Below are 12,927 nucleotides of genomic sequence, written 5' to 3' on the forward strand. Positions count from 1 at the left end.
GAATAAAAAAGAGGGGAAGTAGAGCACAATTTTTTAGAAGAGTCAATAGAAAATAATTTCTTAACCTATGCAATGTGCGTACTGTAGCGGCTTTCCCCGCGCCAGCATGGCTAGGCTACTATATGTGGTGTTTTGGCGTGGTAGTGGCAGATTTAAAAGTTCTCCCTCTTTTTCGCTTAGAGGCTCCTGGCAGATGGGTCACAATCGCGCTTCACTCATTTTTAATGTGAATTCCCTATCAATTCCCGGCTTTTGGTTCTTACCCTTATTGAGGATAGCATGACAATTATCGGGCAACGAGACGCAGATCAAGACATTCGCATAATACCTGGAGGGCTCATATCCTCCAAAAATGGGTCAGAGTTGTACTCTGTGGCTGCAATAGACGGCGAACACCCGGTCTTGTTCCCTACATCACGGTACTATTACCTGGGTACGTACAACATAATATATGAAAATCACGGCTACGCGCTGTCGATCCCGCCCAGATACCAATTTTTGAAGGTAGTCCAAGACGAGGGAAGGCATGTGCTGCGTTTTTGTGATCGGAACGGAAAATTGCTCACTGTCAGGGATTTCAATCCCCTAGAAGGTAAGGACGTGCGTGACACGTCAAGTATTTTAAGTGCCCTAGAACGTGCAAATACTCCTACAGTCACCAGTATGGCAAGACTTGCCGCTGATAACAGCGCGCTCGATAACGTAGAATACGTCGCTTCGCAAGATTTAAAGGACTTGGCGCAACCAGACGGGAACCAACCCTCATTCGCGCTTGGCCGTCTTGGTGAAGACGTATCTGCAGCGCACATGTTTCCCCTGAAACCGTTTGAACCATTGCCTGCGATGACTCCAGAAACTACAGTGGGCGCGCTGAACAGCGAGTACGCGTCGCTAATGCTGGACCATGGCAGCGGCTCCGTAACCTTCTCGTACTTTTCGCCGGCACTGCAATACCCTGCATATGTACGGATAGAGCCCGCAAAGTATCAGCAGGAAACCATAAGCGCGGTGAAGTCAGCATTGCTTGAACACCCATTATATCTTGTGGTGGAAGGCAGGGCGTTCAGCATATCAAGGAACGCGGAAGGCGCTATAATGGTCCGGAATGACCAGCAGGCTAGGAGACTTTTACAGCAAGCGAATCTTCTGCCAGATGATGGAGACGCAGATGAAAACGCATTTGATATTCTTGGGGGAAGGTACGCACTGCGGATAACTGTAGGCGATACGCTGTTGTCTCCAGAGGAGGTGCAGCATGAGTTTGAGAATCTGCCAGGTATACTGAGCAATGTTGCAGTGTCGGTTCAGGGAGCTGAAATACCGCTGCCTGCGCGTACACACGGCGGGGACTTGCTGCTGTTTCGCGACTTCACGCTCGAGCATATTGCCGCGGGAAAGACTGATGGCAGTGGTGTACCAGAGTTTAGGGAGGATCTCACCAAACTTGCATTTGAGGCGCTGATAAAAAACAACTTCGCGCTTCGCATCCCTGCAACAGATAGCGGAGAACTCCCTTACATAAATGTCAATGGGCAGCCTATTGCGGGCAGAGCCTATCCTCTGCAAGCATTGACGCGCAGTGCGGAATACCCCGCCGGTGCAGGGGATTCCAGAACTGAGACGGGTAGCACACCCACAGATACCCCACAAACTCCACAGCCTGATGAGGCAGCACCCCCCAGAGTTGCGACGGAAAATGCACCTGAAAATGCAGGAGATTCTAAGAATGGAACAGGCAGCACATCCACAGATAGCCCACAGACTCCACAGCCTGATAAGGAACCCCCCAGAGTTGCAGCGGAAAATGCACCTGAAAATGCAGGAGATTCTAAGAATGGAACGGGTAGCACACCCACAGATAGCCCACAAACTCCACAGCCTGATGAGGCAGCACCCCCCAGAGTTGCGACGGAAAATGCGCCTGGAAATGCAGGAGATTCCAAGAATGGAACAGGCAGCACATCCACAGATAGCCCACAGACTCCGCAGCCTGGTGTGGAAGAGCACAAAGTCAGCACGGGAGGTGTGGTGGGCTCCGACCCAGATGCCGCATTCGTTGGTGACGACCCGAGAGCGTACCAGCAGAATGAACAGAAATGGAGTGTAATAGGTACGATTGCTCCTAGAGAGATACTGTTCGACGCGCAGACAGGAATGCGAAAACACTCGGTAGTGCTCGAGCTTCATAACGGTGATGAGCACGCACTGCCAACGCGCAGCTACCGCTTTGGACAAGACGAACAATTGATAGCTCGTGACATTTGGGGGCATAAAGTAGTTATTCCGGAGGAATATCGTTACCTAAAAGTCGCATTGCACGAGATTAACGGGCAGCCGCAATATAGGCTGTCATTTTGTAACGAATCGGGCAAAACACCAGACGCGCAGGACTTAGCGCGTTATTATCAGGGTAGCAACTCTCTGCCAGATGACCTACGAGCATTGCTAAATCGGGGCGTGGTGCCGGATATTATTGCAAACCCACAGTTCGTCACCAGTGATGTACAGGGAATATCGCTCAAAGACCTGTATGACGCACAAGGCCACAGCCCGGCAATTGCATTAGTCAGGCACCCGGGTGTTAGCTCCGTTCTTGGCCATAAATTTACAGAGGACGCGCACGCAATTGTAGGTAAACTCGCCTCGAGTCTGGCCTATTTCGATTTCTCTGCCCATCCATACTATACCCACCTGTTTCACTACGATGACAACACAGTAGAAGTACCCCCAGCAAACCCCGGGGTTATCCCGGATGCCGCTGCTCTGGCTTCTCAAAATATGTTGCTGGTACTAGGGCAAGAAGGCTTTTTCTACGTGTCTGGTCGGGACCCGAGTGCGGGCAATGCGCGACTCGTGGATTCTCCAGGAGAATACTTGAACTTTTTAACTCAAGCTGCCTTGGTACTGAATGGGAAGCCGGCAGAGATTTCTCAGCCCCTAGCACTGAAATTTCAAGTGGGCCAGGCAATTACAGATTCGCGTAATGACCTGGGTGGGCTGTACCCAGTGTACGCCCTTGTGGGAGAAAAAGTATACTACTTAGAGATAAATGATGGTAATGTGCTTTTTTCGAGAAATATGCTGGAGCTCGCCTACATTCCAAAGGCGGGATCTCCCTCGCTACTGTGCGCAGATAGCATGCTTGGGCAGGAGGTTATACGCAAAGCACTGCATGAGCCCATCTCGTTTGCAGAAGAAAAGACCAGCCACAACCCGCACTTTCAAACCCACATGATTGTGCACGGAAATAAGGTTGTGGTGCGCAATGCCGCCGATGCGTTATTCAAGGTACTTCCGCAGGGTGTAGACACTGCAACACACCATGAGGATGAACCCATTAGTAGGACGCCTGAGCCAGCGCCAGTAGATGATCTCCAGCCGCCACACACAGCTGGTGGTGACGCCAATAGGGATGGAGGGGAACGCTCTAGTACTGGCACGCAGCATACCCCTCCAAGTGAAGTATCCACCAATAAAACTGGGGATACTTCAACAGATGATGCTGAACATGCGGAGATGCTCTCACTGCCTTTTGGGTTGGGGGCAAGAATTGAGGACGGTAAAGGGCGGCGCTATGAAACATTTCAGGTTGTGCTGCGTGTGCAAAAAGACGCATCTGGAGCCGAAAACCCGGCCCTACCCACATCAGGATACATATCTAAAAATGGAGAGATAATTCACATAAACAAGCTAGGCGGATACGCTCTCGCCTTGATACCGGAACACAGATTTTTGAAAGTAGTTAAGGTGTTCGAAAACGGGGAAGAGAAATATAAATTAGCTCTCTGTGATGCAACAGGGCGACCACTAACACCGCATGATTTTACCAAACAGAGTGCCGCAAGCGCGACAGAGGGCGCTCCTACAGTAGGTCGCTCATATGTTTTCGGAGACTACACAACCTTCTTGCAAGATGATCACGCGCTGTGTAACACTGGGCAAGTAGTTGTGGCTGGCGCCAATGGCACTGAAGTTGCGGTAGACTTGGAAGATGTGTACAACACCCAGGGCTACTTACCATACTTCAAGCTTGAAGCGTCAGAATCCGGACGTGTTCTGGTGAAACACAATGGGTATGATACCCTCTCAGACCGCCCCATGTTTTTGAGCGGGGAATACGCACTGTTTGAATTTGACCCAGTGTCGTATGCCTGCACTCTATCGTTGAGCAATAAACACTCGGCGAGCAGTGCAGGGCCCGCTATTCAGGATATTGAGCTTACACTCACACCCGCTGACCAGCAATATTCTAGTGAAATGGCATGGGCTAGGACTCAGTCTTTGGAGCGCAAGCCGCTGTATGCAAGCGTTGACGGTACGTCGCTAAAATTTACCGCGACGCCTGCAGCTCGGGTGGTTGAAGACCCTTGGGTAGTGGAGCAATTCATGCGACGCATTTCAGACCCGAATTATCATGATGACCATAGCTACTCCGTGAGGATTGTTGCCCTGGATAAATACGATGCAGGATTGCAAGGCATGGGCATTAGGATAGGGTCACAGACAGTAGAAATTCCTATCACGCGTGAAGACGGCAGTAGAATAGGCTTTCCTCTGAACGCCCCAATCAAGATTGCACATACAGACAGCCACGGCAAAAAATCCACACAAGGTGTACCGGACTTGCAGCACGATGTCCTAAGTGAATTTTTGTCGCGGCAAGTTTCACTTGTAGTCGGTCCCAGTGGGCGCGAGCGCATAGTAGCACCAACCGGGACGCTGCTTGCAAGCGATGGTGCAAATGCGCAAGGTGAGTTTTTATCTTCGCTGATTGCGCACAACATGAATGAAATTGTGGGTAGGAGCGTCAACGAGTTTGTTGCAAAAGTCAGAAATGTGCGCCACGCCGGCGTTGGTGGGGAGCACGGGACAGACGACCTTTCGCCAACCCAGAAGGTACCTGATACCAAAGATATGCACCCACACGACGTAGACGAACCCAACGGGCGCGTAGTTGAGACTCTTCGGCTATATCTTGATCGCGATGCGCAGCAAGCTCCCTTCCTATTCGGAGTCGCCGCACGGTATGATGAAGACCCACGCGTTGCACCAAAGGTGTCGTATTCTTTCACAAGACAAGGAGAGCTAATAGCCTACATGGGCCCGTCTCTCTTCAAAGTGCTTGATGCAAGGTACGTAAAAGTTGTTCAGTTGCAAGATGACGAATACGCCCTGCGGCTATGCGATGCTGAGGGCCAAGACCTCGACAGGGAGTACAGCAACGTTGACGCACCCGTTGTGATACCAGACAGTAACATAGATTGGGAATTGGACGAAATATATGAAAGCACCGAGGGAAAACCTGCTTTCACGCTGCACATGGGCCATGCCGGGCCTTCCGGGCATGCACCAGTAGTCCTGGTGCCCACACCTGAGAACTACCTGAGCGAGGATTACCACAACACGCCTGTTGCACATCTGAGCACCGGGTTTATGGTGTTCATTGTTGGCAGCAACCAAGTTACACTCCTTCACCGCTCAGTTGTGGATAGCGCGCGGGCAAATGCACTTGTTTGGGATTTGCAGGATGATGAAACAGGTGCAGTGCATAACACCTTGCTGCAGCGCGCATCGGATGCACATCCGCTGTATCTGGTAGTGCGGGCAGGTGAGGTCGCTTGGACCCTGGACGAGGACGCTACGGATCTGGAATTCACGTACGATCCACGCGTTATGCAGTGGTTGCGGAAAACATGGCTGGGGAACCTTGATCAGGCTACGCTAAAACTTACCATTGTAGACAATAAAGAAGACCCGGACTCGCTGAGGCTACATGTGCTCGTCCTTGGTGACACACCAGAGGCGCTCGAGCAGCCGGAAGGTGAGGAATTATATTTTGACAAGACAACATACAGCGTGCAAATACGCGATGGGGGCGCCATTCGTGATGTGCACACAGATGCAGCGCTGAGTCTATGGCGCACACAAATGCTAGCTGCAGTGGTGCCCGAGGTATTCTCCCTTGAGGTGCGTAGTAACGATGATGAAGATAGTACCACATATCGTGTTGTAAGGAATGCAGACGAACGCGAGACCAGTGATATCGCACAGGATTTTTCCCCCGAAAATTGGCATATGGGCCAGCCCTCACTGCTACAGGCCATTCAAGAACGTGACGCACTGTTACTGGGGCCAGGACCGCGGGCGGATGTACACGGACCCGATGCACATACACCCACCGATGATGCTGATGAAGAGGGCGGCGCTGAGAGCGGCTATGCCGACACAGGAGCACGCGGAATGTCCGCATTTGATGCTAAGCAGTGGGGGCCCGACACCCAGCGCTTAGTCTTTGTAGAAGAATCTACTGCCCGGGATCATAGAGGCGACTACACACTGTGGATCAATGTTGAGTATGAAAATATGGTTCGGTTTCACGCAAATGTGAACGCAAAATATCGCTCCGGGGAGTACACATACGAAGAAGCAATTGAGCTGTATAACTCCATTACCACAGAGGGGTGTAGACACCAGAGCCACGTTTTCCCGGTTATAAGCGGGGGTGTGGACCCGAACGGACAGGTCACCGTAGGTGGGTACAACTTCGGCGGTATAGAAGCCCTGCACAAGATGTTTGAGCTTACGTAACTAGCAGCAAGGTCACAGCGGCCCCGCGTGGAGGCAAGCGGGGTCGAACCGCTGACCTTCTGTGTGCAAAACAGATGCTCTACCAACTGAGCATGCCCCCGAAATCAGCGTCCAGGCTAACATAAGAGCACCTCCAATTCAAGAGAATTCTCCGGAGAGTGCACCTCGACTAGACAACCTCCTGCACGCGCTCTACTATGCCGCTAAAGTCGTTTACATCGCTAAAGTTCATATACACAGAAGCGAACCTGATATATGAAACTTTGTCCAGCGCAAACAGGCTCTCCATTACCATGCCTCCTATGACCCCGCTGGGGACGACGCTCCCCTTGATTGCCTCCAACTTGTAGAACATGTTGCTGACTACCATATCGATCTGGTCGCGAGTCACTGGACGCTTCTTCGTGGCCAAAATAATTGACGTTAGCAACTTCTGCCTGTCAAAAGCCTCCACACTGCCATCCTTCTTTAGCACCTTCACTGGTTTGAGCAGAAGCTCTTCCACAGTGGTAAATCTGGAATTACAACTGTCGCAAGACCGACGCCTCCTCACAGACATTTTGCAGTCTGAAGGTCTGGAGTTTTTCACGCTGGTGTCAACGCTATTACAAAACGGACATCTCATAAAAATTCAACTTTTTCCTAAGGAACCCTTGCCAACCGTCGAAAACCCAAGTTAGCGATTGTTTTTCATACCACAGACCTTATAATTAGGCAATGCGGAAGGAGTAGAATTTTGTGGCTGGTGGCGTGTTGTTCCCTCTGGGATTCGGCTTTTTGACCAAGCGGTGTGTGCATGTTGATAGTTTTGGAAACCGTTATTATTCGGCCATGGTCAGGGGCAGGGAACGCAGGTGGGTTGTCTATGGAGGGAAGGCAGACCCTTCCACTGTGGCGGCGCGGTTCCATTTGTGGCTGCACTATACAAGTGAAGATCTCCCGCCTGCGAAGGGAAATAGGCAGCACATCCCGAACTTGACTGGCACTCCAGATGCCTACCATCCACACCATGGGCCACATAGTAAGGGGTCCCGGGGTGCGCGCTCATAGCCTAGAACGCATCTGGCGCCCAGCCGAGCGGTTGCTGGCCCGTGTTGACGCGTAGCTGGATGTGCTCGGTGTCCTTCCGTGATAGGGTCCGTAAGTGAGTGGTTGGTATGTCACATTATAGCATCACAGAAGTTGTGGTAGGTATTCTCGTTTCTGCTGCAGTAGTTGCGCTGGGAGCGCATGTTACCAACAGATTGTCGCACGAGATGCAGTTCTACAAAGGCTGTCATACAATTCACGCGTACTTCACAGACGTTGACGGGCTCAGAGTGGGTAGTGAGGTGAGAGTATCCGGGGTGAATGTCGGGTCAGTTACTGCGCTGCATTTGGACCAGAACAACATGCCTGTCGTCAAGATGTGCGTACAGAAGGGGGTTAGTCTTCCGGTTGATAGCTCAGCTACGGTTACCTACGCAGATTTGCTTGGCAAAAAGTACGTGGACATCATGCCAGGGGCTGACGAGGCAGCCATAGCTGAAGGTGGTCTTCTGCGGCACACGAGCACTGCTGTATCTCTGCGCATGATATTAGAAGGGGTGGTGAATTCGGTGCTGAAAAAGTAGGTAGTGCCACGCTGATGATGCATGCACACGAAGGGCAACCTGAGTGTGCGCCGTTTGGCCCGCCAGCCCGGAATCCTTATTCTCTAGCTAGGCATAGTTGCAAGCCCTTCAAAAATGCAACTCATTTTAAGACCTTTTTAACAGTTGTATAGCACTGTCGTGCAGTGAGGGGCGTTTAGCCTCCTGTTGGTTGTCGGTGTCATTGGGTGCGTCATGAAGCCCGTAGTATGTATAGCTGCTGCATTGCTGAGTACGATTGGTTATCTGGTCCCAGCGAGTTCCCATGGGATGAACGGTCGTGAAGATTTTTACGTGAGTTTTGGGTACGGGCCCACCATAGGGAAGATAAGCGGGTTTAGGCTTAATGCTGCAAAAGAAACCGTCGCGATACTGCCCTACATTGGGAAGTTGGGCTCTGCTGAGCTTTCTTCCGCCAACTACGATTGGGCGGGGGAATCTACGGAGAGTCCGGCCATGGGGTTTGAGAACAGCAGTCTGTTGGGCCTCAGGGGAAGCGTGGGTTGCGTGGTACGCGGCACCAGGCTTGAGTTAGAATTCGGACATGAGCACTATGATTTCAAATCGCAAAATTATGCCTTACTGAGCGGCGGGAGTGCGACTTTTGCCCTGGTGAAAAGAATATCTGCCAGTGCGACGCGTGACGTCGAAGGTTTTCGGGCCGCGCTGCAGAAGGAGTTGTCCAAGCCGGCTTTGAGATCCATCAAGAAGCGTTTGGAAGATATTAGAGACCATGACGAAGCGTGGGAAAGCAAAGCGCTTGCTGACAAGGTTATAAGTAAGTTTGATGCCATCATACCTGGGGAGGAGGCCAAAACTGAACGTGCTGCTGCAACCGGTGCTGGTAGCGCTGATACCTCTGCACAGAACACGCAAGAGAGCAAGCGGAATCAAGCTATCACGGATATTGTTGGCCTCTCACGGCTCGCAAAAGGCGTCATTGGTCGGGCAATTGCCACAAGCACAGAGGGCATGGAGATTGTGGAAATAAGTGGGGTCAGGGTAGTTTCAGCGATCCTGAGTGCATGCTATGATTTCCCACAGGTGGGGTTACTAGTTGACTGGAGAATGTCTCCCTACGCCTGCGCAGGGTTGGGTGCAAGCTTTGTAGGACTGACCGCCCAACGATTTCAGCCACAGCTTACCTGCCAGGTCAAGGCTGGTGTGAGTTACAGCATCACACCCAGCCTGGCAGCATTCATTGGCGGCACTGCCAGCAAAACACTAGGCACAAACTACGACAACACCCCTGCCCACCGTGCAGTCGATGACGCCAGCCCATTAGGAAAAACAAAGGAGAAGGTCTCAGCATCCTTCGGGCTACGCAATATAGGGGTAGAACTAGGAATCAGGTTCGGATTCTAGGACACCCACCCCAATGGTGCCCCTCCACCATCTACCCACTTGCGGTTCCCGGCACTACCAGCACATTTACCCATGTACGGTTAATTATGTGAACCTGTGGGAACACAAAAGGAGATAATCCGCAGCATGAGTAGGAGTCCTCTGATCCCCTGCAGCACCAGAAACTATCACCAGCACCCCTGTACTACCACCACAGCTCTCTGCACCATCACGCGGCACTTCATTTCCTAACCTTTAGCTTGGTTTGGTGCCGGTCTTGACTTCCTTATAACTGGAACAGTCAAATCGTGTCCTTCACTACCCCTGGCCCCTCAGCCCAACTCTACTGGGCCCCAAGGCCACAGCTCTCTGCACCGGTTCACTTCAACGGTAACCAGCATCTCCCAACTTCTGGTACCTCCTCCTGCCCTTGGCACCTCAGCCCAACTCACTACCAAGGCCAACACAGCTCTCTGCCCACACCTGCATCGTCCATGCACCTAGTCCCTATCTCCGAACTCCCGCTGCCTCATCTCCCAACCAATGCCAACACAGCTCTCTGCACCATCACTGCCCAGCAGCACCTAATCTTCTATCGGTTACTTTGGCTGGTGTTGACCGCTGTATGCTGTGAACAGTCAAACTTACTGGCATCACCTATGCCATCACCACTCAACCCAGCAGCAAATTTAGCCATAAGCTTACCAGCACCAAAGAATATAGCTGTAAATACAACCAGCATTACAATAGCAGGCCATGCAAGCTTACCAAAGATAGCCATAATGCTAGAACCTAGTATCACCCCAGTCATGATGGGTAGTCCCAGCTTCTGCACAAACCGTATAACATTGCATATAACAACAGTCGCTGTATCATCAGCTTCAGTACCAGTAGTACTAGGGCTCGCCTGAGCAGCAGCCCCTGCAGGTACACCATGTAAGATACCCAATGCTAATACTCCAGCAATGAGTAAGAATCTAAGTTTTAGCAACATCACCACTCTCCCAAAACCTCTACGTCCACCCTTGCACTAACTGGTATTACCCTCAGTACAGTGGCCGGTTAGGAGTGTGAGCGATGTTGCGAGGAAGAGTGGTGAGTCACACTGTTGTAGAAGGGGTTAGGAAAAGGGTTAGGGCCCCAGCGACCATTGCCCGTTCATCAGCATCCAAGTTATTAATATCCCTAGCCCATTTTCTAATTTTCTCAGCAGCAATTAATTCCTTTGCAGCATTAGCTCTCTCACTTACATCTAGACTGTTTAAATAATCAGTCCAACCCCTGTTCTTAGCTATCTCCATCGCACTAGCTAATGCTGCCTTAAGCTTCTTACTAACAGCTAGATCCTCTAGCCACTTGATCCTATTTATCTGTCTTCCCAGTTTTGCTATATCTCCACCCTCTAGGAGTGCGTTGATCTTGGCTAGTTTTTTCTCCAGTATCACTAACTCCCAGTCCTTTGTTTCTCCTACACCCAGCGCCACCAGTCCCAGGTCTAGTACTGCTCCAAAGAGCCCTTTGGCTTTTCGCTTCTCAGCCAGCTCCTTAGTTAGCTTAAGCTTTTCCTGCTCCAGCTCCTTCTTATGCTCCTCCAGTACCTTCTTCTGACTTTCCAGGCTCTTCCTATCTAGCTTACTTACCTTTTCTACCAGCTTCCTCTCCAATGCCACAGTTCTAGTTGTAAGCTGTAATACCTCCTGAAGTTCCAGTCCTCCAGCCTGCCGCTTCTCTGCCAGTGCCTTAACTTCCTTAATCTCAGCTAGCATCCCCAGCTGCTCTTCCAGCTCCAGTCTTATCTCCTTGAGCATCTGTACCAGCTCTGGCCCTTCCTTCAGCTCCCTTATCGCTGCTAGTTCTTCTAGCTTGCTCTTGAGATTTTGTAACAGCTTCTCCTGGCCCTCCACCTTCTTTATCTTCTTAGCCGCCTGCAGCCCCTCCTCAAGCCTTTCCAGCAACTCCGACTCCTTTCCAGTTTTGGTGAGTTCTCTTATTCCTGGGAAAAACGACACTTCCCCCTTTGCCGCCTTCACCTCCTCTATCTTCTTAGCCTCTAGCTTTCCTAGCTCTCCCTTTACCTCCTCTACCAACCCCTTTCCTGCCTTCATCTCCTCCAAGGCTCCCTTCTTCAACCTTCCTACTTCCCTCACCAGCTCTGACTTCTTTCCCTCCAGCGTCTTCAGCACCTCCTTCAGCCCCTTCTTGAGTTCGTCAGCATTTGCCTCCTCTATCGCTTTCTTCAGCCCCGCAGGATCCTCCCCCCTTCCTGCCAACTCCTTAAGCTTCTCCCTCATTTCCCGGAGCTCTTCTGCTGTCAACTGCGCCTCCTCTATCTTCTTCTCCAGCTCCTTCATCGACTCAAGCCGCTGCTTGACCAACTCCAGCTCTGCCAACTTTTCCAGTCTTTCCAATCCCAGCGCGCTCTTTAGTTCCCCCTCTATCTCATCAGCATTTAGGTGCTGTCCTTTACTTTCCGCCAACGTCCTAAGTTCCTGTGAGGCTTTTCTCGCTTTCAGTCTCAACAGCTCCCCCAACTCCTCAGTCTCCAGCTTTTCAAGTTCTTCTAACCACTTAAGTTCTCCAAGTTCAGCTAATTTACTTACTTGCTTTGCTAGTTCATGTTGTAGCTTTTCTAATTCTTCTGGTCTGCTCAGTTCTTGTATAACTAGTCCTTCATCAACTCCTACCATCTCCCCAGCAAGTAATGTATTCCCATCTGAGATCTCTCTACTAAACATTGCCCTTACAGGACTAGCTGTTCCTCTTCCTATACTATCAACTACTTCCTTCTTTAATCTGTGTACATCACCCATGGACATCCTACCCAATGCACTGGATAGTAACTGACCCCTCGCTGTATCCAATGCTAGTTCCCTACCTAGTAGGAATGCTGCATCATCTCCCCCCTTAATAACAAACCTCTCATGTCCTATCCCTACTTCAACCCTGGCTCCTCACTCTCCCACTTCTGTAGCAGTGCCTGTTCCTATGCTATGTGTTGTCAGTGCAACACCAGGAAAGCTTGGAGTGCTGTTCCAACTCCTATCTTTGTAATCTCCATAGCACCAGTGCACCTCCTTCCTCTCCCAACTCCCGCACTCACTTTGCCTATCAACTGTGGAGCTCTTACCACGTGGGGTGACCATAGATGGTAGAGGTGCCACATAGGTAATATAGGGTGAGCCCCACACCTGTGGAATCAAGGGGGCTGTGTGGTACCAAGTTGTGGGGACGAAGTCAAGTGATGCTGGTAAGTGAGGATCTGGGTTGGACTGTACCCCAGGAACAACATTAGGTGTTGGTAAACTTATGGCCACTGTATTGAGGGTAATACCAGTTAGTGCAAGGGTGGACGTAGAGGTTTTGG

The 12,927-nt window shown here is 51.0% G+C and carries 8 protein-coding genes and 1 tRNA gene; 4 read left to right on the forward strand and 5 right to left on the reverse strand.

What is annotated here, in order from left to right:
* The first annotated feature begins 279 nt into the window (after positions 1 to 279).
* Complete coding sequence (locus AMF_RS05325) at positions 280 to 6,588, forward strand: hypothetical protein (protein WP_010266915.1); 6,309 nt, start codon at positions 280 to 282, stop codon at positions 6,586 to 6,588.
* Between the two features lie 28 nt (positions 6,589 to 6,616).
* Here the strand turns inward: AMF_RS05325 and AMF_RS05330 are convergent.
* A tRNA-Ala gene (locus tag AMF_RS05330) sits at positions 6,617 to 6,688 on the reverse strand.
* A 69-nt stretch (positions 6,689 to 6,757) separates the two neighbouring features.
* Positions 6,758 to 7,213: a transcriptional regulator NrdR gene (gene nrdR / locus AMF_RS05335; protein WP_010266919.1), complete on the reverse strand. Its 456-nt coding sequence runs from the start codon at positions 7,211 to 7,213 to the stop codon at positions 6,758 to 6,760.
* Between the two features lie 167 nt (positions 7,214 to 7,380).
* On the opposite strand from nrdR, the gene AMF_RS05340 reads away from it, so the two are divergent.
* From AMF_RS05340 to AMF_RS05350, 3 genes are all read left to right on the forward strand, one after another.
* Positions 7,381 to 7,638 carry an NADH-ubiquinone oxidoreductase subunit NDUFA12 family protein gene (locus AMF_RS05340; RefSeq protein WP_223822740.1) on the forward strand — a complete coding sequence of 86 codons (258 nt, stop codon included), beginning with the start codon at positions 7,381 to 7,383 and terminating at the stop codon, positions 7,636 to 7,638.
* A 107-nt stretch (positions 7,639 to 7,745) separates the two neighbouring features.
* A complete protein-coding gene (mlaD, locus tag AMF_RS05345) occupies positions 7,746 to 8,201 on the forward strand; it encodes an outer membrane lipid asymmetry maintenance protein MlaD (RefSeq protein ID WP_010262538.1) in 456 nt (151 codons plus the stop codon).
* 213 nt (positions 8,202 to 8,414) lie between these two features.
* A complete protein-coding gene (locus tag AMF_RS05350) occupies positions 8,415 to 9,584 on the forward strand; it encodes a P44/Msp2 family outer membrane protein (protein WP_010269287.1) in 1,170 nt (389 codons plus the stop codon).
* A gap of 571 nt (positions 9,585 to 10,155) precedes the next feature.
* Here AMF_RS05350 and AMF_RS05355 read toward each other — a convergent pair.
* The 3 genes from AMF_RS05355 to AMF_RS10555 form a co-directional block, all read right to left on the reverse strand.
* Positions 10,156 to 10,557 carry a TrbC/VirB2 family protein gene (locus AMF_RS05355; protein WP_029209763.1) on the reverse strand — a complete coding sequence of 134 codons (402 nt, stop codon included), beginning with the start codon at positions 10,555 to 10,557 and terminating at the stop codon, positions 10,156 to 10,158.
* A 106-nt stretch (positions 10,558 to 10,663) separates the two neighbouring features.
* Positions 10,664 to 12,379 carry a hypothetical protein gene (locus AMF_RS10495; protein WP_041660047.1) on the reverse strand — a complete coding sequence of 572 codons (1,716 nt, stop codon included), beginning with the start codon at positions 12,377 to 12,379 and terminating at the stop codon, positions 10,664 to 10,666.
* Positions 12,380 to 12,514: 135 nt separating this feature from the next.
* Entirely contained in the window at positions 12,515 to 12,706 is a 192-nt protein-coding gene (locus AMF_RS10555) for a hypothetical protein (protein WP_041660046.1), read from the reverse strand.
* Positions 12,707 to 12,927: the final 221 nt, after the last annotated feature.

Origin of the sequence: Anaplasma marginale str. Florida, assembly GCF_000020305.1 — a bacterium.
Lineage (GTDB): Bacteria > Pseudomonadota > Alphaproteobacteria > Rickettsiales > Anaplasmataceae > Anaplasma > Anaplasma marginale.